General features: G+C 28.6%; 27 protein-coding genes. 26 read left to right on the top strand and 1 reads right to left on the bottom strand.

Going from position 1 to position 25,212, the window contains the following annotated elements:
* The first annotated feature begins 20 nt into the window (after nucleotides 1-20).
* From CDIF1296T_RS12945 to glyS, 22 genes are all read left to right on the top strand, one after another.
* Nucleotides 21-2,429, top strand: coding sequence for a CRISPR-associated helicase/endonuclease Cas3 (locus CDIF1296T_RS12945; protein ID WP_009897635.1), 2,409 nt, complete (start codon nucleotides 21-23; stop codon nucleotides 2,427-2,429).
* 441 nt (nucleotides 2,430-2,870) lie between these two features.
* Nucleotides 2,871-3,818 carry a 50S ribosomal protein L11 methyltransferase gene (gene prmA / locus CDIF1296T_RS12940; protein ID WP_004454737.1) on the top strand — a complete coding sequence of 316 codons (948 nt, stop codon included), beginning with the start codon at nucleotides 2,871-2,873 and terminating at the stop codon, nucleotides 3,816-3,818.
* An 18-nt stretch (nucleotides 3,819-3,836) separates the two neighbouring features.
* A complete protein-coding gene (locus CDIF1296T_RS12935; protein ID WP_003430913.1) occupies nucleotides 3,837-4,595 on the top strand; it encodes a 16S rRNA (uracil(1498)-N(3))-methyltransferase in 759 nt (252 codons plus the stop codon).
* A 1-nt stretch (nucleotide 4,596) separates the two neighbouring features.
* Complete coding sequence (gene mtaB / locus CDIF1296T_RS12930; protein WP_004454735.1) at nucleotides 4,597-5,895, top strand: tRNA (N(6)-L-threonylcarbamoyladenosine(37)-C(2))-methylthiotransferase MtaB; 1,299 nt, start codon at nucleotides 4,597-4,599, stop codon at nucleotides 5,893-5,895.
* A gap of 42 nt (nucleotides 5,896-5,937) precedes the next feature.
* Entirely contained in the window at nucleotides 5,938-6,288 is a 351-nt protein-coding gene (locus tag CDIF1296T_RS12925) for a histidine triad nucleotide-binding protein (protein WP_003430911.1), read from the top strand.
* A 162-nt stretch (nucleotides 6,289-6,450) separates the two neighbouring features.
* A complete protein-coding gene (rpsU, locus tag CDIF1296T_RS12920; RefSeq protein WP_003416618.1) occupies nucleotides 6,451-6,630 on the top strand; it encodes a 30S ribosomal protein S21 in 180 nt (59 codons plus the stop codon).
* Between the two features lie 29 nt (nucleotides 6,631-6,659).
* On the top strand, nucleotides 6,660-7,103 hold the full coding sequence (locus CDIF1296T_RS12915; protein WP_003430905.1) for a GatB/YqeY domain-containing protein: 444 nt from the start codon (nucleotides 6,660-6,662) through the stop codon (nucleotides 7,101-7,103).
* A 110-nt stretch (nucleotides 7,104-7,213) separates the two neighbouring features.
* Nucleotides 7,214-7,711: a TspO/MBR family protein gene (locus tag CDIF1296T_RS12910; RefSeq protein ID WP_009890655.1), complete on the top strand. Its 498-nt coding sequence runs from the start codon at nucleotides 7,214-7,216 to the stop codon at nucleotides 7,709-7,711.
* 192 nt (nucleotides 7,712-7,903) lie between these two features.
* Nucleotides 7,904-8,467 carry a ribosome hibernation-promoting factor, HPF/YfiA family gene (gene hpf, locus CDIF1296T_RS12905; RefSeq protein ID WP_003430900.1) on the top strand — a complete coding sequence of 188 codons (564 nt, stop codon included), beginning with the start codon at nucleotides 7,904-7,906 and terminating at the stop codon, nucleotides 8,465-8,467.
* Nucleotides 8,468-8,679: 212 nt separating this feature from the next.
* Nucleotides 8,680-8,916: a YabP/YqfC family sporulation protein gene (locus tag CDIF1296T_RS12900; RefSeq protein ID WP_009890653.1), complete on the top strand. Its 237-nt coding sequence runs from the start codon at nucleotides 8,680-8,682 to the stop codon at nucleotides 8,914-8,916.
* 12 nt (nucleotides 8,917-8,928) lie between these two features.
* Nucleotides 8,929-10,272 (top strand): sporulation protein YqfD, encoded by a 1,344-nt coding sequence (gene yqfD / locus CDIF1296T_RS12895; protein WP_018112853.1) that lies wholly within the window; start codon nucleotides 8,929-8,931, stop codon nucleotides 10,270-10,272.
* Entirely contained in the window at nucleotides 10,211-11,326 is a 1,116-nt protein-coding gene (locus CDIF1296T_RS12890) for a PhoH family protein (RefSeq protein WP_003430896.1), read from the top strand. The genes yqfD and CDIF1296T_RS12890 overlap by 62 nt, the downstream gene beginning before the upstream one ends.
* 56 nt (nucleotides 11,327-11,382) lie before the next feature.
* Nucleotides 11,383-11,844 carry an rRNA maturation RNase YbeY gene (gene ybeY, locus CDIF1296T_RS12885; RefSeq protein ID WP_003430894.1) on the top strand — a complete coding sequence of 154 codons (462 nt, stop codon included), beginning with the start codon at nucleotides 11,383-11,385 and terminating at the stop codon, nucleotides 11,842-11,844.
* A gap of 5 nt (nucleotides 11,845-11,849) precedes the next feature.
* Nucleotides 11,850-12,569 (top strand): diacylglycerol kinase, encoded by a 720-nt coding sequence (locus CDIF1296T_RS12880; RefSeq protein ID WP_003416641.1) that lies wholly within the window; start codon nucleotides 11,850-11,852, stop codon nucleotides 12,567-12,569.
* A 118-nt stretch (nucleotides 12,570-12,687) separates the two neighbouring features.
* Nucleotides 12,688-13,089, top strand: a complete 402-nt coding sequence (locus tag CDIF1296T_RS12875; protein WP_009890647.1) for a cytidine deaminase — start codon at nucleotides 12,688-12,690, stop codon at nucleotides 13,087-13,089.
* 99 nt (nucleotides 13,090-13,188) lie between these two features.
* Entirely contained in the window at nucleotides 13,189-14,082 is an 894-nt protein-coding gene (gene era / locus CDIF1296T_RS12870) for a GTPase Era (RefSeq protein ID WP_003416645.1), read from the top strand.
* Nucleotides 14,083-14,093: 11 nt separating this feature from the next.
* Complete coding sequence (gene mgtE / locus CDIF1296T_RS12865; RefSeq protein WP_003432938.1) at nucleotides 14,094-15,473, top strand: magnesium transporter; 1,380 nt, start codon at nucleotides 14,094-14,096, stop codon at nucleotides 15,471-15,473.
* 72 nt (nucleotides 15,474-15,545) lie between these two features.
* On the top strand, nucleotides 15,546-15,701 hold the full coding sequence (locus CDIF1296T_RS12860; RefSeq protein ID WP_003416649.1) for a YqzL family protein: 156 nt from the start codon (nucleotides 15,546-15,548) through the stop codon (nucleotides 15,699-15,701).
* The gene (recO, locus tag CDIF1296T_RS12855) at nucleotides 15,667-16,440 is read left to right on the top strand and encodes a DNA repair protein RecO (RefSeq protein WP_003430885.1); all 774 of its coding nucleotides are present in this window, start codon (nucleotides 15,667-15,669) and stop codon (nucleotides 16,438-16,440) included. The genes CDIF1296T_RS12860 and recO overlap by 35 nt, the downstream gene beginning before the upstream one ends.
* Nucleotides 16,433-17,032 carry a DUF4342 domain-containing protein gene (locus CDIF1296T_RS12850; protein ID WP_009890640.1) on the top strand — a complete coding sequence of 200 codons (600 nt, stop codon included), beginning with the start codon at nucleotides 16,433-16,435 and terminating at the stop codon, nucleotides 17,030-17,032. Before recO ends, CDIF1296T_RS12850 begins: the two co-directional genes overlap by 8 nt.
* 159 nt (nucleotides 17,033-17,191) lie before the next feature.
* Entirely contained in the window at nucleotides 17,192-18,070 is an 879-nt protein-coding gene (gene glyQ, locus CDIF1296T_RS12845; RefSeq protein ID WP_003416656.1) for a glycine--tRNA ligase subunit alpha, read from the top strand.
* Nucleotides 18,070-20,136 (top strand): glycine--tRNA ligase subunit beta, encoded by a 2,067-nt coding sequence (gene glyS / locus CDIF1296T_RS12840; protein ID WP_009897625.1) that lies wholly within the window; start codon nucleotides 18,070-18,072, stop codon nucleotides 20,134-20,136. Before glyQ ends, glyS begins: the two co-directional genes overlap by 1 nt.
* Before the next feature lie 165 nt (nucleotides 20,137-20,301).
* Here glyS and CDIF1296T_RS12835 read toward each other — a convergent pair whose 3' ends face one another.
* Nucleotides 20,302-21,849, bottom strand: a complete 1,548-nt coding sequence (locus tag CDIF1296T_RS12835; protein WP_009890637.1) for a nitrite/sulfite reductase — start codon at nucleotides 21,847-21,849, stop codon at nucleotides 20,302-20,304.
* Nucleotides 21,850-22,128: 279 nt separating this feature from the next.
* Between CDIF1296T_RS12835 and CDIF1296T_RS12830 the strand changes: the two genes are divergently transcribed.
* The 4 genes from CDIF1296T_RS12830 (at nucleotide 22,129) to CDIF1296T_RS12815 (ending at nucleotide 25,203) form a co-directional block, all read left to right on the top strand.
* Nucleotides 22,129-22,896 (top strand): IclR family transcriptional regulator, encoded by a 768-nt coding sequence (locus CDIF1296T_RS12830; protein WP_003416661.1) that lies wholly within the window; start codon nucleotides 22,129-22,131, stop codon nucleotides 22,894-22,896.
* A gap of 282 nt (nucleotides 22,897-23,178) precedes the next feature.
* Entirely contained in the window at nucleotides 23,179-23,376 is a 198-nt protein-coding gene (locus CDIF1296T_RS12825) for a 4Fe-4S binding protein (RefSeq protein WP_003416663.1), read from the top strand.
* Between the two features lie 28 nt (nucleotides 23,377-23,404).
* The gene (gene vorB, locus CDIF1296T_RS12820) at nucleotides 23,405-24,481 is read left to right on the top strand and encodes a 3-methyl-2-oxobutanoate dehydrogenase subunit VorB (RefSeq protein WP_009890635.1); all 1,077 of its coding nucleotides are present in this window, start codon (nucleotides 23,405-23,407) and stop codon (nucleotides 24,479-24,481) included.
* A 2-nt stretch (nucleotides 24,482-24,483) separates the two neighbouring features.
* A complete protein-coding gene (locus CDIF1296T_RS12815) occupies nucleotides 24,484-25,203 on the top strand; it encodes a thiamine pyrophosphate-dependent enzyme (RefSeq protein WP_004454726.1) in 720 nt (239 codons plus the stop codon).
* Nucleotides 25,204-25,212 lie beyond the last annotated feature (9 nt).

The following is a 25,212-nucleotide window of genomic DNA, read 5'->3' as shown; positions in this document are numbered from 1 at the left end:
TTGAAAGATAGGTGTTTATCATGAAAAATATCATGCAAAAAGAAATATTAGCTAAGTCATACAATTTAAGAACTAATCAACAAGAACAAACATTAGTTGAACATATTAAGGATTTATTTGAAGTATTAGAATCTATATTAGAACTAAATCTATATTCAGATAAAGATGTAGAGATACTAAAAATATGTTGTGCTTTGCACGATTTAGGAAAAATTAATTCAATTATGCAACAAAAAATGGAGATTAATAATAAAATATCGTATAGTTGTTCAGAAGAAGAGAGGAAAAAGTTAGAGTCTGACAAAAAATCTTTAAAAAAGATAGCAAGACACAATATATTTTCTGGAGCATTTTTAAAAAATATACTAGAAAAAATGAACTTGTCAGAAGAAGATAAGTTATATATATATAAAAGTATAATGTTACATCATGGAAACTATGAAGATTATATGAGGTTAAGTACTAGTAAAGTTCAAAAAGAAATTTATGATTATATTGAAAAAGGTATTTTAGAAAAAGAAGATTTTAATTTGGAAGATATAGAAGATTATATAAAGGAGATTTTATATGTAGATTTTAAATTTAATGAAGATGTATTGGATTATGATTACATAGATAAATTAAGTGAAAGTATGGTTATATACAGTGATTATAACAATGGTCAAATAGAAGATTCAGTTTTAAATTATAGAAAGTTTAAGTATATTTTATATAAAGGGATGCTGAACTTAATAGACCATAGTGCATCAAGTAGACAGAAAGGTATAAAATTTTATAACGATTTTACTGATGAAGAAATTGATAATATGATTTTAAATGAGATATATAAGAGTCAGGGTAATTTAGAAAAAAATAATATAGAGTTCAATACTATACAAAAAAGGTTGAGAGAACTTTCTGGAAGAAATGTTCTGACTGTTGCATTTACAGGTTCAGGAAAAACAGCTGCAGATTATAGAAAGACTTTTAAAAGAAAATTCTTTTTAGTGCCAAATAAAATATCAGCAGAAAGTTTTTATAGAAAAAATATTTTTCAAAATAAAAATGATTTAGATACAAGAAGTAGTAATGATTACATTGGATTACTTCATGGAGATATAAACTTATATTCAGAGAATGAAGATAATGGAGAACATGATTTTGTATTGACATTAAGGGATATAGATTTGAGTATAAACTTTTGCAAACCTTGTGTAATTGCAACAGTTGATCAGTTATTACTTAGTATGTTTAAATTTCCGGGATATGAAAAAATATTCGCAGCCGTAAAAAATGCATCTATAACTGTTGATGAAGTACATTTATTGGAACCAAAGATGTTTTTGATTTTGATATATTTTATGCAGTTTGCATGCAAGTACTTAGATGTTGATTTTCACTTAATGACAGCTACACTTCCAAAATCATATAAAGAGCAAATGATAAACAAGGGAATTATTTTTCAAGAAGAAAGTAATGAAAATGTTACTGATAAAGGAGAAATAGTTTTTATTGAGAGCAACAAGGAAGAAGAGATTTGTGAAGGTAAAGATGTAAAGGTTTCTTTTATAAAGGAAAAAGAAATCAAGTCAATAGTTGAAGATGCTTTAGAAAATAAACAAAAAATTCTTATAATAAAGAATACTATTGATTCAGTCAATAGAACATATGAGTTTTTAAAAGAAAATTTATCTGATAAGTATGGTGGTGTAGATATAGATGTTTTACATAGTAGATTTAAGTTCAAAGATAAAAAAGAGAAATATAGTAAAATATTAAATGGAGAGGGTGATATTTGGATATCAACTCAATCAGTAGAAATATCCTTGGATTTGGATTTCAATATAATAATAAGTGATTTAGCAACTATGGATAGCTTAATACAAAGAATGGGTAGATGCAATAGAAATAATAAATATGAATATGGAAACTTTTATATTCTACCTAGTGAAGATAAAATTTATGACAACAAACTTAAGAGCACAACTAAAAACATCTTAAAGGACATATTAAAAACTAACTCTATTTTTACAATGGGAATTAGAAAAACTATTTTGGATGATTACTATGATAATAGTGTAGTCAAAAAATATTTTGAAGAGAATTTTATAAGTTGTGATAAAGAAATTAAGAATATTTATGGTGTAAATAAAGAAATTTTTGATGGATTGGATTTAATTTTTAATTTTGAACCTTACAAAAATATTGTTGATAGTAAGAAGGAAGCAGCTAAAATTTTTAGAGATGTTGATGTTAGTTACAAAATTATTCTGGAAGAAGATTTTTATAAGGAAGATAGAGAGTTACAACAAGATTCGATTCAAGTATCAGGGTTTATATTTAATAGATTATATTATTATGGGTTAATAAGCAAAGTAGAAGGATACATGGTACTAAAATCTAGTAGTAAGTTTGAGTATAATAGTACTGTAGGCTTAATTTTGAAGTGAGCATATGTTTAAATATAATATACCTTTAGACATTGAAAATACAAAAAGTACTACTGTAAGCTCACTGTAAAAACTATTTTTTTAAAAGGAAAAATAAGTTGTGAGATAGAGTGTTTACAAGTGTATATAGATAATAAATTTGAGGTTTAAGATTAACTAAGTGGGTTTCAGGTACATCGCGAAAATAATTATAAGTTGGAGATTTTGTATGTTTAAGATTAACTAAGTGGATTTCAAATATTGATATAGTAGATATAATAGAAGTTTTATTATTAGGTTTAAAATTAACTAATCGGATTTTTAAATATTCTGACTATTATATAAGGATATTATTAGCTTGAATTTAAAACCAATAATATAAAACAACAAAATATTATATTTATGATATAATAAAAGTTATGGAAAAACAGGAATATTACTATAGAGAAGAGAGGTAAACTTATGAATAATTGGATAGAAGTAACTATAAAAACAACAACAGAAGCAGTTGAACCTATAACGAATATACTATATGAACAAGGAGCTGGAGGAGCTGTAATAGAAGACCCAAAAGACTTTTTATTCCAAAAGAAAAATGAACTAGACTGGGATTATGTTGAAGAAGAAGTATTTAAAAAGAATGAAGAAGATGATGTTCTTATAAAAACTTATGTTTCTGAAGAAAAAAATGTGATGGAATTTGTCGAAATAATAAAGCAAAAAGTTTTAGGATTAAAAGATTTTGGTATAGATATAGGTGAAGGAAGTGTATCATTGGACCAAGTAAATGAAGCTGATTGGGCAAATGCATGGAAAGCATACTACAAACCAACAAAAGTGGGACAAAGGGTAGTAGTAAAACCTACATGGGAAGATTATGCTATGCAAGAGGGGGATTTAATCATAGAGCTTGACCCTGGAATGGCATTTGGTACAGGGACACATGAGACTACTAGTATGTGCATTAGAGAATTAGAAAAGTATGTGAATAAAGATTCTAAAGTATTTGATATTGGATGTGGTAGTGGAATCCTTGCAATAGCAGCAGCCAAATTAGGAGCAAAAGAAGTTGTAGCTGTAGATTTAGATGAAGTGGCTGTAAAAGTTGCAAAAGAAAATGTTCTTGAAAATAAAGTTGAAAAAAGTGTATCTGTAATGCATGGTAATTTAACCGATGTAATAAAAGATAAAGCGGATGTAATAGTTGCAAATATAATAGCTGATATAATAAAGATACTTGCAAAAGATGTTCAAAACTTTATGAAAGAAGATGCTATATTCATATCTTCAGGTATAATTTTGGATAAAGTAGAAGAAGTTAAAGAAAGCTTAATTGAAAATGGATTTGAAATAGTTGAAGTTCAAAAATTAGGTGAATGGTCAGCAATAGTTTCTAAGCTTAAAAAATAAGGGATATGGTGACGTATAATGGATAGATTTTTTGTTGAAAAAAATAATATAAATCTACAAGATAAAACTTGCACTATAGAAGGTGAAGATGTAAAACATATTTCAAAAGTTTTAAGATGCAAATTAGGTGAGAAACTTGAAATATGTGACAAGAATAATAATGAGTATATTTGTGAGATAATGAATATAGATAAGAGTATAGTTAATTTAGAGATTTTAGAAAAAGTTGATATAAATAGAGAATCAGAACTTAAAGTAAGGCTATACCAGGGACTTCCAAAAGCTCCAAAAATGGAAATGATACTTCAAAAATTAACTGAAGTGGGTGTAGAAGAAATAATATTAGTTCAAACTAAGAGAAGTGTTGTTAAAGTTGATGACAAAAAAGAAGATAAAAAATTTGAACGTTGGGAAAGAATAATTTATGAAGCAGCAAAGCAAAGCAAAAGAGGTAAGATACCAAAATTAAGAGGTGTTTTAAGTTTTAAAGAAGCTTTAGAAGATATGAAAAAAAATAATGTAAATATTTGCCCTTATGAAAATGAAAGAACAGTTTCAATAAAACATGCACTAAAAAAATGTGATTCTAATATAGATAGTGTTGGAATTTTTATAGGTCCAGAAGGTGGATTTTCTGAAGAAGAAATAGAACAAATACAAAAAAATAATTGTAATGTTGTATCATTGGGGCCTAGAATATTAAGAACTGAGACAGCTTCTGTTGTAGCATCAACAATAGCTTTGTATGAACTAAGTGATTTAGGAGGAGAAAAATAAATTGAAAAAAGTAGCTTTTTATACACTTGGGTGTAAAGTTAATCAATATGAAACAGAAGCTATGCTAGAACTATTTGAGAAAGATGGTTATGAACAAGTCAATAGTGAAGAGTATGCTGATGTTTATGTTATAAATACATGTACAGTTACTCATATGAGTGATAGAAAATCTCGTCAATATATAAGACGAGTTAAAAAGAAGAATCCAGATGCAATAATAGCCGTTGTAGGATGTTATTCTCAGGTATCTCCGGAAGAAATTTTGGATATAGAAGAAGTAAATTTAGTCATGGGTACAAATGATAGAAGAAAGATTGTTGAAGAAATTAAAAAGATAAATTCAAGTAAGAAAGTTAGTACAGTTGACGACATAATGAAAGTTAAAGCTTTTGAAGAAATAGAAATCAGCCAAACTAATGGAAAGACTAGAGCATTTATGAAAATACAAGATGGATGTGACAGATTTTGTACTTATTGTATCATTCCTTATGCCCGAGGACGCGTTAGAAGTAGAGATATTGATAGTATAGTCGATGAAGTGAAAAAATTGGCTAATAATGGCTATAAAGAGGTTGTATTAACAGGAATACATGTTGCCTCTTATGGAAAAGATTTAAAGGATAGGGATATTAAACTTCTTGATGTAATAAAACAAATAAACCAGATAGAAAAAATAGAAAGAATTAGGCTTAGTTCTGTTGAACCAATTTTATTTACAGATGAATTTGTAAATGAAGTTTTAAAGATGGATAAAGTTTGTCCTCATTACCATTTATCACTTCAAAGTGGATGTGATGAAACTCTAAAAAGAATGAATAGACGATACACAACTTTAGAGTACAAAACTATTGTAGATAGATTGAGAAGTAAAATGCCAGATGTGGCAATAACTACAGATGTAATAGTAGGTTTTCCTGGAGAGACAAATGAAGAGTTTAAAAAAACGTACGAGTTTTTAAAAGAAATAGAGCTTTCACAAATGCATATTTTTAAATATTCACCAAGAAAAGGAACTCCAGCTGCAACTATGGAAAATCAAGTTGACCCTCAAATGAAACACTTTAGAAGTGAACAACTTTTAAATTTAAGTAAAGTAAATTTTAATAAATTTGCAACTAAATTTATCGGCCGTGAGTTGGATGTTTTGTTTGAACAAAATATAGAAGGCAATAAATATGAGGGATTAACTTCAAATTATATAAGAGTTGTTGTTGAAAGTGACAAAAATATACAAGGTCAGATATTAAAAGTGAAAATAAATGATGTAAAAGATGAATATGTAGAAGGAATTTTGCTATAACATGTAGAAATTATAATATTTATAAGATAGGAGGTGGAAAGAATGGATTGTATTTTTTGTAAAATAGCGAACGGAGAAATACCTTCAACTAAAGTTTATGAAGATGATAGAGTCTTAGCTTTTAATGACTTGAACCCAGTTGCTCCATATCATATATTAGTTGTACCTAAAAAACATTATGATAGTTTAATTGATATTCCTGATAAAGAGATGGACATTGTGTCACATATTCATGTTGTTATTAATAAAATAGCTAAAGAGAAAGGTTTTGACCAAACTGGATTCAGAGTCATAAATAATTGTGGAAGTGATGGAGGGCAAGAAGTTAAACATTTGCACTATCATATTTTAGCTGGTAAAAAGCTTCCTAATTACGAAGCGGGACAAAACTAAACTAAATTATTGAAAAATTGAGTTCCTTCTTGATAAAAATACTTGATAAAAGTAAAAATTTAGTTTATAATAAACAAAGTGTTAGGTTGTAATGCATATTATGCAAAAAGAACATAGTTACAGTCCCAGCATAATTGCGCTATTGGAGGGAGGGAAAAAGAAATGTCAGAAGTAAGAGTTAGAGAGAATGAAACATTAGACAGCGCTTTAAGAAGATTCAAGCGTCAATGTGCAATGTCTGGCATCATGTCAGAAGTGAGAAAAAGAGAGCACTATGATAAGCCAAGCGTTAAGCGTAAGAAAAAAGCTGAAGCAGCAAGAAGAAAAAACGCTAAGAAATAGTAGTAAATAAGAATAAAGAGGTGAAGGGGATGTCCCTTAAGCAAAAGTTACAAGAGGATTTGAAATCTTCGATGAAAAACAAAGATACAGTGAGAAAATCTGTAGTAACTTTAATAAGAGCTTCTATAAAGCAGTATGAGGTTGATAATAGGGTCGAGCTTGATGAAGATGGAATTATCGATGTAATAGCAAAACAATTAAAGCAACGTAGAGATGCATTAGTTGAATTTGAAAAAGCTGGAAGAGAAGACTTAATAAAAGAAACAGAAGGTGAAATTGAAGTTTTAAAAGAGTACCTACCTCAACAATTAAGCGAAGAAGAGTTAGAAGAAATTGTAAAATCTACTATATCTGAAGTAGGGGCAACTTCTATGAAGGATATGGGAAAAATAATGTCAGTTATCCAACCAAAAGTTAAAGGAAGAGCTGACGGAAAACTTATAAATAAGTTGGTAAAACAAAACTTACAATAGATTGATATAGCCTAGAGAGAAATCTCTAGGCTTTTTATAGTTTTTGGGAATAACGAGTCATATTTGAGCATATCTATAATCAAAGAAAATTTTGAAAGAAGGGGAAAAATTTGATTATATCAGTAAAAGAGATTAGGAATTTTTTGATAAACATATTTATACCACTAATAATAGGTTACTTAAGTAGCATCTTAACAATGATTATCAGTGGAACAGATATTTCAACCTATTATTTACAACTCACAAAGCCAAGCTTTGCACCACCAGCTTTTATCTTTCCTATAGTTTGGACTATATTGTACATATTGATGGGTATATCTTCATACCTAATATTAAGAAAGGGTTACAACTTACCTAAAGTAAGAGATGCAATTTTTTATTATGGATTACAACTTGTATTAAACTTTATTTGGAGTATACTATTTTTTGGATTTGGACTTAGATTTACAGCTTTGATAGATATAATAATAATGATTTTGGTTTCTATAATAATGATTTCGAAGTTTTCTAAAATAGATAAGAGATCTGGATACATAAATTTGATTTATTTAATGTGGCTTGTTTATGCAGGATTTTTGAACTATTTTATATGGTTTATTAATAAATAGAATGTAAAGATTTTGTAAATTACCCTGTACTTTTAATAATATCATAACAAACGAAAAATAAATAGACTATTAAAAATAATCATTTTCATATACAATAATATTAATTTAAATACAATAAATTTATAAAAATTGTATTTAAAGATTAACATATTAAAGTATTAGAATTGGAAAGGCTTGAAGGGAGAGGTTTTTATGCAAATAATAGTATCTGGGAGACAAATGAAATTAACTGACGGAATAAAAGGATACGTAGATGGAAAATTAAGTAGGTTAGAAAAATACCTTGATCCTGAATCAGAAGTGAAAGTAACAGTAAGTGCGAAAAAGGATAGACAAAAAGTGGAGGTTACAATAATTCCTATTAACGGTCAAATAATAAGAGCAGAAGATGTAGAAGATGACTTATATGCAGCAATTGATATTGTTTGTGACAAATTAAGTAGACAAGTTGTCAAATATAAAACTAAAGTTAAAGACAAAGTTCAAAATAATAAGAGCATAAGATTTGAAAATCTTGACTTTATAGATAATAGCAGTGAATTTGATGATTATGATTATGATGATGAAGAAGATGAAAATATAGTAATAGAAAGAAGAAAGAAATTTAATGTAAAACCTATGAGTTCTGAGGAGGCGATACTTCAAATGGAACTAGTAGGACACAATTTCTATATGTTTAGAAACCAAGATAATTTTGAAATAAACATAGTGTATAAGCGTAAAGCTGGTGGATATGGTTTAATAGAACAAGATTAATAAAAATTGTATACGTTTAGATTTTATATAAGAAAAAATAAAAAGGTAATCATGTTGATTTTTTATCAATATGATTACCTTTTTCTTGTTTAAATAATATATTAGATATTAGGTATTTATTATATAAAAATTTTAAAACTAATCTGTTACAACATCAATAAAGTGCATAAATACCTATTTCAAGCATAAAATTAATTAAGGGGGTAATGCTTATGTTAGAAATATCCACTGATTTACAAGTAAATCAACCAGTTATTACTGTTACAAGTAATACGTTTATTAGTATAGAAAATTATCTATCAATATTAGAATATGAAGTTGATTTAATAAGAATAAAGACTAAAGTTAAAACAATTAAAATATCTGGGGATAAACTTTCACTTAAGTATATTACTGATAGTGAGATAGGTATAAAAGGGATTATCTACAATGTTGAGTATGTTGATTAGGAGGAGATACACTTGATAAGTTTTATAAGGGGATACTATGTTATAGTTGTGGAAGGAGTAAGACTCGAACAATTTTTAAATCATCTTATAAGAAATGGGATAAGTGTTTACAATGTAACTAGAATAAAAAATACTAAAATGGAGTTTCATATAGATAGACAAGATATAAAAGAATTTAAGAATGTTTATAGAGGAAGTAAGTTTGATATAAAGGTAAAGCAAAAAACTGGGGTCCCTTTTATTATCAAAAGAGTTTATAAGCACAAAGGTATGTGGATTTGTGCTCTTGTTTCTTTATTTTTATTGATGTCTACATCACAGTTTGTGACAGATGTATATATACAATCTCCTGAAGGTATAAAAAAAGAAGCTCTTAGAAATGAGCTTTATAAGGTTGGAGTAAGACCAGGAGTCTATAAGAAGAGTATTGATAGAAAAGAAGTTAGAGACCATATGATGTCAAAATTTAATGATGTGGCATATTTATCTATCAATGTAAAAGGAACAAATATATTTGTTACTGTTACAAAAAAGGCAGAATCCCTAAAATCTACAGACCAATCAAATTATTGTAATGTAATTGCTTTAAAAAATGGTATAATAGAAAAGGTAATCCCTAGAAGTGGTAAATCAGTTATTAAATCTGGAGACATAGTCCAAAAGGGAGATGTCTTATTAAATGGAGCTAATACCAAGTCAATACCAGAAGTATGGGCAAGTACTTTTTATGAGTCCACAAAAAAGGCAAGTTATGTAGATACTGTAAATAAAAAAACTGGAGAAAAGAAAAATATATATACACTAAGTTTTTATGATAAAGAGTTTACAATGAGAAAAAATATAAAATATAAAGATTATGTTGTTGAAAATAAAGAAAAAAAACTATCAATAGGAAACTATACTTTTCCAATAAAGATAAAAACGAGTACTTTTTATGAAACAAAAAAGGTTGAAGTAAAAAGGAATAAAGAAGAGTTAAAAAAAGAATTATCTGAAAAAGCTTTAAAAGAGTTAGAATACATAATCCCAGCTTCGGCTAGAATAATAGATGTAAAACATAACTTTAAGGTTAATAAAAATATGTTAGAATATTTAATAACAGTTCAAACTAGTGAAAATATTGCTAAAATTTATCCTCTTAGTAAGTCAGAAGCAGAAAGGTTTATAAAGGAAGAAAGTAAACCAGATGAAGGTGAAGAGGAAGTTCCTTCCAATCCAGAAAAAAGACCATTAAATGATATAAGAAATGAGTTTGATGAGGATAATAAGGATAATAAAGACCAAAACAATTCTGATGAAAATAATAGTAATCAAAATAGTAATAATAGTCAAAATAATAATAGCAATAACAACTAATAAAATTAAACTTAAAATCTTAGGAGGACTAATTCAATTGATAATACAAAAGAAATTTACAATAGCAGATGGTAACTTTGAAAGAGAGTTATTTGGCAACTTTGATGAAAATGTAAAATTAATAGAGAAGACTTTAAATATAGATGTAATACTTAGAGAAGGCAATATAATTTTAATTGGAGAAGAAAAAAATGTAGATTCTGCATTAAAACTTATGAATGAATTACACCAAACTGTATCAAATGGTAAGCATTTAGATAAGCAGAGTATTTCTTATTCATTATCTCTTTTGCTTGAAGGAAGTGAACAAAAAATAAAAGAACTTGAGGGGACAATCGTCATAACTCAAAGGGGAAAAGCTGTTCAACCTAAAACTTTAGGTCAAAAAGAATATATAAAACTTATAGAAAATAATGATATAACTTTTGGTGTTGGACCTGCTGGAACAGGAAAGACTTATCTTGCGGTTGCTATGGCAGTAAAAGCTTTTAAAAGAGATGAAGTTAGTAGAATTATACTTACAAGACCAGCTGTGGAAGCAGGAGAGAGTCTAGGTTTTTTACCAGGAGATTTAAAGGACAAAGTTGACCCATATTTAAGACCACTATATGATGCCTTATTTGAAATGTTGGGTGCTGATAAATTTAATAAGTATTTAGAAAGAGGTACTATTGAGGTTGCACCACTTGCATTTATGAGAGGTAGAACACTTGATAATTCATTTATAATATTGGATGAAGCTCAAAATACTACTTCTGAACAAATGAAAATGTTTTTAACTAGACTTGGATTTGGCTCTAAAGCTGTAGTTACAGGAGATGTAACTCAAACAGATTTACCACAAAATAAGAAGAGTGGTCTAATACAAGCTACAGAGATTCTTAAAGGTGTTCCAGGTATTGGGTCTATAATGCTAACAGATAGAGATGTTGTAAGACATGAGTTGGTACAGAGAATAATAAGAGCTTATGAGAAGCACGACAAAAGAGAAGAATTTAAAAAAGAAGAACGTAAAAAAGCGAAAATGCAGGAAAAGACTTTCAAAAGAAAGTAAAAGTGTAGTAATATAGATATATAGCATTATTAATGAATAAAAAGTAGGTGTAGTGAATGGATTTGATACTAGATGATAGACAAGATAAATTAGAAGTAAGTGAGGAGTTAATTGAAAAGATAAAGGATATAATCATAGAATGTTTAGATTATGAAGGATATGATGATAATTATGAAGTGAGTCTTTCTTTTGTAGATAATAAAGAGATTCATGAATTAAATAGAGAATATAGAGGAGTTGATAGAGTGACTGATGTTTTATCATTTCCTCTTTTAAGTGATGATTTTGAGGATGTTGAGTTAGAAGAAGAATCCCTAGGTGACATAGTAGTATCTCTTGAAAGAGCCTTAGAACAGAGTATAGAGTATAACCATAGTTTTGAAAGAGAAGTATGTTTTTTAATATGTCATAGTATGTTTCATCTTTTAGGTTATGACCACGATACAGATGAAAATACAAAAGAAATGAGAGAAAAAGAAGAACACATATTAAATAAGTTAAACATAACAAGGGAGTAGTTTTTATGAAACCAGAAAAAACTCGTCAAGGTATAATTAAAGCATTTAATGCAGCTATAGAAGGGATATTGTATACATTTAAATTTGAAAGAAATATGAAAATACATTATTTAGGTTCAGTTGCTGTTCTTATAATAAGTTTGTTTTTTAACTTTTCAAAATTAGAAATGATAATGTTACTTATGTCCATATGCTTAGTTGTAGTTGCTGAAATGTTTAATACAGCTATAGAAAAAGCTGTTGATTTAGTAACTGATGAATATCATGTTCTTGCTAAGATAGCAAAAGATGTTGCAGCTGGAGGCGTTCTAGTTGCAGCACTAAATTCAGTAGTAGTTGGATATATTTTGTTTTATGATAAATTGACAGATATATCTGGAATATTAATTTATAAAATAAGAGAATCAGAATTACATATAACCTTGATATGTATATTATTGGTTCTTATAGCTGTTGTAGTTGTAAAAGCATTGACTTCTACAGGTACTCCTCTAAAAGGAGGAATGCCAAGTGGTCATGCTGCCTTAGCATTTGCTATAGCAACTGCAATTACACTTATGACTGAAAGAGTTGTTGCCTCTACTCTTGCATATATAATGGCTGTATTAGTTGCCCAAAGTAGAATTGAAGGAAAAATACATACCTTTTGGGAGACTATTGCTGGAGCTTTGTTAGGTGTGTTGATAGCTATATTAGTATTTCAGCTTGGAATGTTCTATAATTAAAATAAATGTACATAAAATATTTAAAATAAAACAAATCTGTGCTAATTAAATTTTTATGATATAATGTAGAGTATTAAATAAAAATAACTTTTAATTATTGTATACAGGAGGAGTTGTTGTGGATAACATAGAATTGTTAAGGTTGGCAGAAGATGCCAGACAACATTCTTATGCTCCTTACTCAGGTTTTAGAGTAGGTGCAGCTCTTTTAACTAAGAGTGGTAAAGTTTATACTGGATGTAATATAGAATGTGCATCATTAGGTGGAACAAATTGTGCAGAAAGAACAGCTATTTTTAAAGCAATATCAGAGGGTGATAAGGATATCTATAAAATAGCTATAGCAAGTGATAACTCAGAAAATAATGAGCAAACATATCCATGTGGAATATGCAGGCAGGTAATTATAGAGTTTGGTTCTGATATAAAAATAATAACGGGATATACTAAAGGAGAGGTGTTTGAGCATAGTATAAAGGATTTGTTGCCAAACTATTTCTCTGGAAATGATTTAAAATAAATTTAAAAGTATAAATAAATTTAAAAGTATAAATAAATTTAAAAGTATAAATAAATTTAAGTAATTAAAACAAGAAGATAAAAAGTTAGGAGACAGTTAATGTTCAAATCAGGTTTTGTCAGTATAGTGGGTAGACCAAATGTAGGAAAATCTACTTTAATGAATAATGTAGTTGGAGAAAAAATAGCTATAATGAGTGATAAGCCTCAAACTACAAGAAATACAATACAAGCAGTATATACAGATGAAGAAATGCAGATAGTATTCTTAGATACACCAGGTATTCACAAACCAAAAAATAAATTAGGTGAATTTATGGTAAAGGCAGCAACAGAAGCTTTTAAAAATGTAGATTTAATATTATTTGTAGTTGATGATTCTAAAAAAATAGGTCCTGGAGATAGAAAGATAATAGAGGATTTAAGAAGTGTTAAGACACCAATAATTTTAGTTGTAAACAAAATAGATCAACTAGACCAAAAAGATGAGCTATTTGATATAATCAAAATGTATGATAGAGAAGGTATTTTTAAAGAAATAGTACCAATATCAGCATTAAAAGGAAAGAATACGGATACCTTAATAAAAGTTATACAAAATTATTTAGAAGAAGGGCCAAAGTATTTTCCAGATTATATGATTACAGATCAGCCAGAAAGAGTATTAATAGCAGAACTTATAAGAGAAAAAGTTCTTCACTATCTTAATGATGAAATACCTCATGGTGTAGCTGTTGAAATTGAAAAAATGAAAGCGAGAAATGATAAGGAAATAGTAGATGTATCTGCTGTAATATACTGTGAAAGAGATTCACATAAGGGAATAATAATAGGAAAAAATGGTAGGAAACTAAAAGGAATAGGTAAGTCAGCAAGACAAGATATAGAATTGCTTTTAGGTTCACAAATAAATCTTCAATTATGGGTTAAAGTCAAAGAAAATTGGAGAAATTTACAAAATTATATAAATAATTTTGGATATAATGATAAATAAAGGTGGGTTATATGGATAGGAAACTGGATGCTTCCCAAGATTTATTATATGAAGTAAAATCATTAATTGATAATAATAAAGTATTGGAGTTAAGAGAATTAATAGAGGAATATCATATAATTGATATATTCGATATAATGGAAAATTTAGAGGAAGACATGAAAATTCAATTATTTGAAGTACTTCCTTTAGATATGGCATCTTCTATATTAGAAGAAGGTAGTGTAGAGTTTTTTATTAGTATTTTATCTAAACTGGATGTAGAACACTCGAAAAATATACTTGAACTTATGTCTCTTGGAGATATGGCAGACAAGTTGAGTGAACTTGAAGAAGAAGAAAGAGAACACATAATAAATCTTTTGAATCAAGAGAATGCCGATTATGTAAAAGAGTTACTATTCTATGATGAAGATTCTGCTGGTGGAACAATGACCACTGGATATATTTCTATAAATAAAGATATGACAGCTCTTGAGGCTATAGACCATATGAGAGAAGAAGCTGAAGAAGCTGAAACTATTTATTATATATATGTGGTTGATGATGAAGAAAAACTAGTTGGAGTATTGTCATTAAGAGAATTAATAATAGCTAGAGACGCAAATATAGTAGAAGATTTGATGAGTGAAAATATAATCTCTGTTTATGTAGATGAAGATAGAGAAGAAGCAGTAAGATTAGTATCTAAATACAATTTAATAGCAATTCCAGTAGTAGACAGACAAGAAAAATTAAAAGGAATAATAACAGTAGATGATATAATTGATGTAATGGAAGAAGAAGCAACTGAAGATATGTATAAATTTGCAGGAAGTTCAGAACATGAAAGAGAAGTTGCTGAAAAAGAAAACCCTACATTGAGAGAGCAAATAATATCAGCACTTAGAGGACGATTACCTTGGTTAATTATTACCTTAGTTGGAGGGTTGTTGGCTTCGTTAATACTTTCTAACTTAGACTATATAATGAATCCTGTATATGCTCCATTAGTATTTTTTATACCTGTAGTAATTGGTATGGGTGGAAATATTGGAACTCAATCATCATCTGTTACAGTAATAACATTATCTAATAAGGATTTAAATTTTAGCAATGTGGTTAGAGAAGGTATTGTAGGTATTATTACAGGTCTTTTGTGTAGTATAATAACAGGTATTGTAATTTACTTTGTTATGAGAAAGTTAGACATTGTATTAATTGTTTCAATATCATTATTTATAAATATGGTTTTAGGTGCAACAATAGGTGCGTTTATGCCTGTTTTATTAAAAAAAATGGATGCAGACCCATCTACAGTTTCATCACCAATTATATCTACAGCTCTTGATATAACTGGTATAGCAGTTTACTTTATAATAACAACGGCATTATTGTCAAAAATTGTTTAATAACTTTATGTATGATTTATCCTCTTCTTACTAAAAATATAAGTATAAATGTAAGAAGGGGGTTTTTTAAAAATGAACAATATCAGTTGGGAAGTTTTTAAAAAAACAGGTAGTATAGATGCATATTTATATTTCTGTGATTGCAAAAACATACATGAAGAAATTGAAGAAGTAAGGGAGAAAAAAGAAGACGATGATAATCCTGAACACCCAGGGGATAGTACTTAAAGCTATAAGGTATAAGGAAAGTGACATAATACTTACACTATTTACAAGAAAGCTTGGAAAAGTATCTGCAATAGCAAAAGGAGCTAAAAAAAATAAGAGCTCTTTGCTTTCATCATCACAGTTATTTTCTTATAGCAATTTTACCTTAAAAAAACAAGGTAATATGTACAAGGTTACTCAAAGTGAAATAATAAAAAGTTTTTATAATATATCCTATGATATAGAGGCATTTTCTTATGCTACATATATTACAAAATTAGTTGAAAATTCTATACTTGAAAATCAGACTAATAATAGGCTATTTATATTACTTGCGCAGACTCTGTATTTGTATACACAGGATAATACAGACAATAGGTTTATAACAGCAGCATTCGAGTTAAAATTTTTAGACTATATAGGATTTAAACCTATAGTAAATAAATGCATTAATTGTGAATGTAAAATTTTACAAAATTCTGTGTTTAATATCTACGAAGGTGGTATACTATGTAGTAAGTGTAGTAAACTTTTTGATAATAATATAAAATTAGACTTAACAACTATAAGTCTTATGGAATATGTATTAAGAAATGATATTTTAACATGTAGTAAAGCTAAAGTATCAAAATATATAACACATGAACTTGAGAATATTCTAGACAAGTATTTGAAAGTTTATGTTGATAATATTAATTTTAAATCATTACACGTATTGCAAAGTGTAAAAAATAATAAGGGAGTGGATAATGATGAGTAGTAATATAACTATTGAAATGGTTGATTCAGTCTTTGAAAGAGTTCCAGGAGCAACTTATGCAGAAGCAAAAGAAGCATTAGTAATGTGCAATGGAGATGTAATTGAGGCAGTAATATATTTAGAAAATAAAAAAAATACTTGTAATTGTAAAGCAAAATCTGCTAAAGAAACTATGGAAGAAGTATTTGGCAAAGATGGAGAAAATATAAAGTTTCAATTAAAAGAGCTTCTTAGAAAAAGTAGTGTAGTGAGAATAATAGTTGAAAAAGATGGAAAAACTATGATGAACATTCCTTTAACAGTTGGAGTTGTTGGATTAGCTTTTGTACCATTAGCTACTTTAGTTGGATTATCAGCTGCTGTTATAAGTAAATATCGTATAAAAGTTCAAAATGAAGAAGATGGAGAAATTGTAGATTTAGGTGAATTGAATGAAGAAAAACTTCACGTTTTGAAGAATATGATAACTAATGCAGCAAAAGATGTGAAGGATGTAGTAGTTGACAAAAAAGAAGATGACAAAGATGTAACTGCTGACCTTATGAAAGAAGAATCTGAAAAGAATAAAGAAGACGAAGACGAAAATAAATAGATATAAAGTGACTTTTAAAAAATGAAGAGAAGATAATTATAAGAATTATCACTAACATTGACAAATTTTATAGAATTTGATATTCTAAAAGTTGTAGAAGAACTATTAAAATAGCCTTTCGTGTAGACGAGAGGCTTTATTGTTATAGGAGGGATTTTTATGAATTTTCAAGAGATGATACTGGCGTTGCAAAAATACTGGTCAAAGCAAGGTTGTATCATGATGCAACCTTATGATATTGAAAAAGGTGCAGGAACTATGAATCCTAATACTTTTTTAAGATCATTAGGACCTGAGCCTTGGCAAGTATGTTATGTAGAGCCTTCAAGAAGACCAGCAGATGGAAGATATGGTGAAAACCCAAACAGACTATACCAACATCATCAATTCCAAGTTATACTAAAACCTTCTCCAGATAATATACAAGAATTATATTTGGAAAGTTTAAAAGAGATTGGAATTGACCCAAGTGAGCATGACATAAGATTTGTTGAAGATAACTGGGAAGCTGCTACAGTTGGTGCTTGGGGACTTGGATGGGAAGTTTGGCTAGATGGTATGGAAATAACTCAATTTACGTATTTTCAACAAGTAGGTAATATTGAATGTGAGCTTGAGACAGGAGAAATTACATATGGATTAGAAAGATTAGCTATGTACATTCAAGAAGTTGATAGTGTTTATGATTTAAAATGGAATGATAAAATAACTTATGGTGAAGTATTTAATAAAGCTGAGTATGAAAACTCAATGTACGCATTTGAATTATGTGATGCAGATATGTTGTTTAATCTGTTTGATATATATGAAAAAGAAGCATTAAGACTTATGGAAAATGGACTTGTAATACCTTCATATGACTATGTGTTAAAATGCTCTCATGCATTTAATACATTGGATGCAAGAGGTGCAATAGGAGTTAGTCAAAGAGCTTCATTTATAGGTAGAGTTAGAAATATGGCAAAGACTGTTGCAGAAACTTTTGTAAAACAAAGAGAAGAAATGGGATTCCCTCTTTTAAAGGACGGTGACAAATAATGAAAAATTATCTTTTATTTGAAATCGGTGTTGAAGAAATGCCATCAAGATTTGTAGGCAGTACACTAGAACAATTAAAAAACAATCTTAGTAAATTATTTGATGAAAATAGAATAGCTTTTGATAAAATAAATGCGTATGGGACACCAAGAAGACTTACTTTAGTAGTCGAAGGATTGAGTGATAGACAAAATGATTTAGAAGAGGAAATAAAGGGTCCTGCTAAGAAAATTGCTGTTGATGCAGAAAATAATTTAACAAAACCAGCATTAGGATTTATAAAAAGCAAAGGATTAAGCGAATCTGACATATATTTTAAACAAGTTGGAAAAGAAGAATATATATTTGCGACTATAAAGCAAGATGGAAAAGAAACTTCAGAAGTACTAAAAGACATATTACCAGAGACTATAAAATCTGTAGTATTCCCAAAAGCTATGCGTTGGGGAGGAAAAAATCTTAAATTTGCAAGACCTATAAGATGGATAGTTACATTGTTAAATGATAAAGTATTAGAGTTTGATTTAGAAGGAATAATATCTTCTAATGTAACAAAAGGTCATAGATTTTTAGGTGAAAGTACAATAGAAGTTGATTCTATAGAAGATTATTTTGAAAAATTAGAAAAAAATTATATAGTTTTAGACCAAAACAAGAGAAAAGAAATGATAAGAAAACAATGTATAGAAGTAGCAAATTCTTTAGGTGGAGAAGTTGAATTTGATGAAGATTTACTTGAAGAGGTAACTTATTTAGTTGAATATCCAACTGCTTTTTATGGAGAATTTGATGTGGATTATATAAAACTACCAAAAGAAGTTGTTATAACTCCTATGAAACAACATCAAAGATATTTTCCAGTACTTAAAGAAGGAAAACTGTTACCTAACTTTATAGCTGTTAGAAATGGTGATTCTTACAGAATAGACAATGTTAAAGCTGGAAATGAAAAAGTTTTAGAAGCAAGACTTGCAGATGCTTTATTTTTCTATAGAGAAGATACTAAGAGAAACTTAGAAAGCTACATAGAAAAATTAAAAACTGTTGTATTCCAAGTAAAACTAGGAACTATTTACGACAAAACTTTAAGACTTGAAAAATTAAGTGCTGATATACTTGATAGTTTAGGTTTAGTAGATGAAAAGGCAGATACTATAAGGGCTGCTAAATTATCTAAGGCAGATTTAGTTACTGGAATGGTAGGAGAATTTGATGAATTACAAGGTTTTATGGGAAAAGAATACGCAAAAGTTGGAGGAGAGAATGATGTTGTAAGTGAAGCTATTTTTGAACATTATCTTCCAAGATTTGCAGGAGATATACTTCCTAAGACTAATGCAGGGGTTGCCTTATCAATAGCTGATAAGTTGGATTCAATAGCAGGTTTCTTTGCTATAGGAATACAACCAACAGGTTCTCAAGACCCATATGCTTTAAGAAGACAAGCTTTAGGTATACTTAGTATACTTATGGACAGAAAAGTTGCTGTGGATATAAAAGTACTTATTGAACATGCTTTAGATAATTATTCTGAATTAGATTTTAATAAAGAAGAAGTTGTTGAGCAAATAATGAGTTTCTTCAATGAGAGAGTAAAAAATCTATTTAAAGATTTAGGAATAAGATATGATGTTGTTGATGCTGTTTTAAGTTCTGATATAAATGATGTTTCTGATATGCATATGAGAGCTTTAGAGCTTAATAATTGGCTAGAAAAAGATGAATTAGTGGAGATGCTTACTGCATTTAATAGAGTTTCTACTCTAGCTCAAAAAGCAGAAAGTGATAAAATTGATGAATCTTTATTAAAAGAAGATGCTGAAATTAAACTTTACAATGAATTTAAACAAGTAAAGGTAAAAGTTAATGAATTATTAAAGGATAAGAAATATGGTATTGCTTTAGATGAATTTGCATCTTTAAGACCAGTAGTTGATAATTTATTTGATACAGTTATGGTTATGGATAATGATGAAGCTATTAAGAACAATAGACTTGCTTTACTTAAACAAGTATATGATACTATGCTAGAAATTTGTGATTTATCTAAAATTGTTTATAAATAAAATTTAAACTATTTATAAGAAATAAGGCTGTCTCAAAATAGAGATAGTCTTATTTTTCATTGTTGAGATGATGAAAATATATTTGATTTCATAGAAAAAGAGTGTCTCATAAACTAAAAAGTTCATTTTGAGACACCCATGTTTTTTGTAAGTAAATATAATAAATTATATTTTATACTTATCAGTTATTTTGTTTAAAATATTATCATTTGAATTTACCCATTCATAAAAATTGCCTGATGATGCGTCCGATATTTTATAAAGCATTTCAGGAATATCACTAGCTTTAAAATCTCCAAGTGATTTTCCCAATCTAGTCTTACCTATTTCAAAACTGCCTCCAACAAATAATTCAAATGCATCTGTAGATATACCATCAACATTCTTCTTTTTACCACATAAACCTATGCTACCAACTTGATGAACACCACATGAATTTAAACATCCTGATATATATAACTTAGGTGCTTTATTTAAAATTTCTTCATTATTTTGTAATCTAAAATAATCTATGATTTCATGTAACATTTTCTGACTATTTTGTATGCCCATTTGACAAATTGGAACACCTATGCAAGATATACTTTGTTCTAATTGAGAATTACAACTAATAGTTTTACTTATTTCTAATATTCTTTTTGCTTCATTTCCATTTAAATTTAAAATATATAATCCCTCTGTCATTCCTAGTCTAATCATAGGATTTTCAACATTATCTAATTCTTTAAGTAAAGTACTTAAATCCTTTGTTAACAAAATACCTCCAACTGGATGTATATATACAGTGTATAAACCATCCTGTTTTTGAGGTATTAGTCTAGAATCTTGTATATCTATTTTAACTCCAGGTTTAGAGTAATCTATTTCTTCAATATTGAGTTCAAGACTACCATTTTCTTTTTCTAATTTATAGTATTCTTTAAATTTTTCTAAGAATAGTTCTTCACCAAGTGATTCGACCATATATCTAACCCTAGCTCTATTTTTATTTTCATAATTTCCATAATCCATAAAGAATTTAATCATACCTTCAACACAATATAAGGCGTCTTTCGGCTTTATAAGTTCATCAAGTTCTAAAGCAACTTTGGGCTGTTTACCTAGACCTCCACCTAAGAAAACTCTGAAATATGGTTCATCATTTTTCAAAGTAGCAACAAATCCTAAGTCTTGTATACTACAATGAGCAGTATCTGTGTAACAATTAGAATAAGAAACTTTTAATTTTCTAGGTAAATGGTATGTAGTAGCATTTTTGATAAAATATTTATCAGTAGCAACTGCATATGGAGTAACATCAAAGACTTCACTAGGGTCAACTCCAGATAATGGAGATAATCCGACATTTCTAGGATAATTACCACCACCACCTCTAGTGAATATATCATTTTTTATTCCTTCTTCCATGATATCAACAATTGAATTTATAGATAAATCGTGTAATTGTATAGCTTGTCTAGTTGTTAAGTGTATCTTATCTAAGTTGTGTTTAATAGCTATTTCATAGATTTTATTAAGTTGATACTGAGATAAAACTCCAGCAGATACTCTAAGTCTTATCATAAAAGATTTTTTGTCTCTTTGAGCATAAACACCATATCCACCAGAAAATCCCTTATATTGCATTTTATTTATTTCTCCATTTAAAAATTTTGAAGAATATTCTTTAAAATTAGGTAGTTCATTTAACAATATCTTTTTAAAATTATCCATTATTTCACCTCATTGTTAGTCTTGTATAAAAATATATCTATTGTATAATAGATATATATATTATTATCTAGTCAGGATAAAAATATAACAGAATAATTCTATTAAAAGTAAGAATAATAAGGACATAGTGAGTATTTTGTTTTTATTTTACAAATTAAGTATAATATTTTTGTTTTATAAAATATAATTAAGATAAATAGATAATTTTGTAATTTTAATATATAATATTTAGTAGAGTGTGGGAGTAGCACTTAATATTTGCAGGAGGAGTTTTTGTATATGGGAGAAATAATAAATGCATTAGATAGAGCCCTAGACATAATTTTGCTGTTATATCATGAAAAGAGAGAAATGGGAATAACTGAAATAAGCAAGGCTATGGGAGTATATAAAAGTACTGTACATAGAACTTTGGTTACTCTTGAAAACAAAGGTTTTGTTATACAAAATGCAGAGAATGGTAAGTATTGGCTAGGAATAAATTTATATGCAATAGGTATGGTTGTGGGAGAAAAAATGTCATTGACTGAAATAGTAAAACCATATACGAAAAAATTAAATCAAGAATTTAACGAAGTAGTTAATGTATCTATATTAGAAGAAAGAGCTCAAGATTCTCCAAGAAGTATCATAATACATAAAGAGTATGGTTCAAATCAATTACTTTCAGTAAATCCATCCGTTGGTTCAAGTAGTGAATGTTATTGTTCAGCAGTTGGTAAATGTCTTATGGCATTTAATGATTCTATAGATTTTGAAAAATATAGAAAAACACCAATACACAAGTATACAGAACATACAATTGATAATTGGGATGATATGATGCTTTTTTTAGCAAAAATAAAAGAACAAGGATATGCTATAGATGATGAAGAACTAGAACATGGACTAACTTGTATTGGAGCACCTATCTTAGATAAAAATAATAAAGCTATTGCAGCCATAAGTTTGTCAGGTCCAACTATAAGAATGAGAGAAGGGGACTTTGAGTATAAGATTAAAAGAGTTATAGAAACTGCAAAAAGTATATCTGAACTTTTTAGATGATTTTTAATCTTGATAATAAAAATAGGCTATATTTAAATTGTTATTTGTAAATATCAATTTAAATGTAGCCTATTTTTCTTTAATCTAAAATTAAATATTCTTAAAATTTAAAATGTTATTGAAATATATAAGCGAATGTGTTATCTTTTAATTAAGCAATAAAAATAGAACAAGGTTCTATACTATAGAACAAAATTGATGCATATATAGTATTTATACAAAATATAAATATTATATATTTAAAATTAAGTAAAAATATTACATAAAGGGGAGATTTGAGAAATGGAAAAAGTCAAGTTGAGTGTTGAAAGATGTAAGGGATGCTATCTTTGTATTGAAGCTTGTAAAAAAGATGCAATAAGTCTTTCTGACTACACAAATAAAAAAGGCTTTGTAACTATTAAAGTCGATGAAGAAAAATGTATTCAATGTGGCGCTTGTTATACAATGTGCCCTGATTTAGTATTTGAGATATTATAAATTATTTTTATTAGAGGGGAGAAAAGGTATGCAAAGTTTATTAATTAAAGGAAATGAAGCTTTAGCAGAAGGTGCTATACGTGGTGGCTGCAGATTTTATGCAGGTTATCCAATAACACCACAATCAGAAATATTAGAAATGATGGCATGGAGACAAAAAGAAGTTGGAGGAGTATTTATCCAAGGTGAATCAGAAATAGCCAGTGTAAATATGGTTATGGGAGCAAGTGCACTTGGAGCAAGAGCTATGACTTCTTCATCTGGTCCAGGATTTTCATTAAAACAAGAAGGTATTGCATATTGGGTATCAGCTGGTTTGCCAGCAGTTGTAGCATGTGTGCAAAGATATGGTATAGGTGATGGATTTATAGGAGCTGGTCAAGATAATTATTGGCAAGCAGTAAAAGGCGGTGGAAATGGAGATTATCATTTAATCGTGTTAGCACCTAATAGTGTTCAAGAAAATATGGATATGGCATATGAATCTTTTGAATTGGCTGAAAAATATATGCATCCAGTACTTATACTTTCTGATGCTACAATAGGTCAAATGGTAGAACCTTGTATAGCACCACCAATGAAAGAATACGATATGGATAAAGCTCCATGGGCTGCAAAAGGAACACCTGTAGGAGAAAAAAATAAAGTAATAACTGATATAACATATTTTGAAGACCAAGATACATGGCAAAAAGGGTATATAGAAAAAATGAGAAAAGTTCAAGAAGATGAACAAAGATGGGAAGAGATAGAAATAGAAGATGCTGAAGTGGTATTTGTGGCATACGGTATTTCATCAAGAATAGCAGAAGGTGCAGTTAGAGATGCTAGAGCAAAAGGAATGAAATTAGGTCTAATAAGACCAAAAACATTGTGGCCTTACCCAAGAAAAGCATTTAAGAAATTAAGTGATTCATTGAAGGGACTTGTAACAGTTGAAATGAACATGATGGCACAGATGAAGGAAGATGTAATTATAGCATGTGATAATAGATTTCCAGTATATTCAGTAGCAACAGCTCAATATATGGCAGAAGTAAATCAATTAATAGATTTTGCTCAACAGATTATAGATGGAAAAGCTAAGCAAGAGGAGGTATTTTAATTATGGCTAAAAAAGCACCAGCAATAATGATGTGTGAAAATATGTTCTGTGGAGGCTGTGGACACTCTATAGTCGATAGAATTATTGGAGAAGTATTAACAGAAATGGATATATGTCAAGATACAATTATATGTTCAGATATAGGTTGTAATCATATGTTTCAATTTAGTATGAATGTAGATGTTGTCGTTCCACCTCATGGTAAAATGGGAGCAGCAATGGCAGCTATGAAAAGAGTTAGACCAGATAAATATATATTTACAATAGCTGGAGATGGTGGAGCTTATGCAATAGGGCTTGGAGAAACTATGTCAGCTGCTACTAGAAATGATAATGTAATATTTCTTGTTATGAACAATAATATGTTTGCAATGACAGGAGGGCAAATGGCTCCAACTACTATAGAAGGTCAATATACAGCTTCTACTCCAGCGGGTAGAAATTACGCAGATCATGGTTCAACATTTGATGTTGTAAAAGTTATGGGAAATTTAGATATAGCATATCTAGCAAGAGGAACAATAACTAACCCTAAAGAAATAAATACAACAAAAAGATACATCAAAAAAGCTCTAGAAAAACAAAAAGAAAAGAAAGGTTTTTGCTTAATAGAAGTGCTTGTACCATGTCCAACAAACTGGGGATTAAAGCCAGTAGATGCTATGAAGAGAATTGAAAATGAACTTGTTCCAAAGTATCCACTTGGAGAATTTATTGATTAGGGAGGAAAT

The sequence above is a fragment of the Clostridioides difficile ATCC 9689 = DSM 1296 genome (genome assembly GCF_001077535.1).
In the GTDB taxonomy this organism is placed as follows: Bacteria; Bacillota; Clostridia; order Peptostreptococcales; family Peptostreptococcaceae; genus Clostridioides; species Clostridioides difficile.
Note: the sequence above shows the minus strand (reverse complement) of the source record. Positions and strands in the feature narration are given on the sequence as shown.

Bases quoted from the DNA above. Each gene is read 5' to 3' on its own strand.
- CDIF1296T_RS12945 (WP_009897635.1), top strand. From the start codon at position 21: ATGAAAAATATCATGCAAAAAGAAATATTAGCTAAGTCATACAATTTA.
- prmA (WP_004454737.1), top strand. From the start codon at position 2,871: ATGAATAATTGGATAGAAGTAACTATAAAAACAACAACAGAAGCAGTT.
- CDIF1296T_RS12935 (WP_003430913.1), top strand. From the start codon at position 3,837: ATGGATAGATTTTTTGTTGAAAAAAATAATATAAATCTACAAGATAAA.
- CDIF1296T_RS12925 (WP_003430911.1), top strand. From the start codon at position 5,938: ATGGATTGTATTTTTTGTAAAATAGCGAACGGAGAAATACCTTCAACT.
- rpsU (WP_003416618.1), top strand. From the start codon at position 6,451: ATGTCAGAAGTAAGAGTTAGAGAGAATGAAACATTAGACAGCGCTTTA.
- CDIF1296T_RS12915 (WP_003430905.1), top strand. From the start codon at position 6,660: ATGTCCCTTAAGCAAAAGTTACAAGAGGATTTGAAATCTTCGATGAAA.
- hpf (WP_003430900.1), top strand. From the start codon at position 7,904: ATGCAAATAATAGTATCTGGGAGACAAATGAAATTAACTGACGGAATA.
- CDIF1296T_RS12900 (WP_009890653.1), top strand. From the start codon at position 8,680: ATGTTAGAAATATCCACTGATTTACAAGTAAATCAACCAGTTATTACT.
- CDIF1296T_RS12890 (WP_003430896.1), top strand. From the start codon at position 10,211: ATGAAAATAATAGTAATCAAAATAGTAATAATAGTCAAAATAATAATA.
- ybeY (WP_003430894.1), top strand. From the start codon at position 11,383: ATGGATTTGATACTAGATGATAGACAAGATAAATTAGAAGTAAGTGAG.
- CDIF1296T_RS12880 (WP_003416641.1), top strand. From the start codon at position 11,850: ATGAAACCAGAAAAAACTCGTCAAGGTATAATTAAAGCATTTAATGCA.
- era (WP_003416645.1), top strand. From the start codon at position 13,189: ATGTTCAAATCAGGTTTTGTCAGTATAGTGGGTAGACCAAATGTAGGA.
- mgtE (WP_003432938.1), top strand. From the start codon at position 14,094: ATGGATAGGAAACTGGATGCTTCCCAAGATTTATTATATGAAGTAAAA.
- CDIF1296T_RS12860 (WP_003416649.1), top strand. From the start codon at position 15,546: ATGAACAATATCAGTTGGGAAGTTTTTAAAAAAACAGGTAGTATAGAT.
- recO (WP_003430885.1), top strand. From the start codon at position 15,667: ATGATAATCCTGAACACCCAGGGGATAGTACTTAAAGCTATAAGGTAT.
- CDIF1296T_RS12850 (WP_009890640.1), top strand. From the start codon at position 16,433: ATGAGTAGTAATATAACTATTGAAATGGTTGATTCAGTCTTTGAAAGA.
- glyQ (WP_003416656.1), top strand. From the start codon at position 17,192: ATGAATTTTCAAGAGATGATACTGGCGTTGCAAAAATACTGGTCAAAG.
- glyS (WP_009897625.1), top strand. From the start codon at position 18,070: ATGAAAAATTATCTTTTATTTGAAATCGGTGTTGAAGAAATGCCATCA.
- CDIF1296T_RS12835 (WP_009890637.1), bottom strand. From the start codon at position 21,849: ATGGATAATTTTAAAAAGATATTGTTAAATGAACTACCTAATTTTAAA.
- CDIF1296T_RS12830 (WP_003416661.1), top strand. From the start codon at position 22,129: ATGGGAGAAATAATAAATGCATTAGATAGAGCCCTAGACATAATTTTG.
- CDIF1296T_RS12825 (WP_003416663.1), top strand. From the start codon at position 23,179: ATGGAAAAAGTCAAGTTGAGTGTTGAAAGATGTAAGGGATGCTATCTT.
- vorB (WP_009890635.1), top strand. From the start codon at position 23,405: ATGCAAAGTTTATTAATTAAAGGAAATGAAGCTTTAGCAGAAGGTGCT.
- CDIF1296T_RS12815 (WP_004454726.1), top strand. From the start codon at position 24,484: ATGGCTAAAAAAGCACCAGCAATAATGATGTGTGAAAATATGTTCTGT.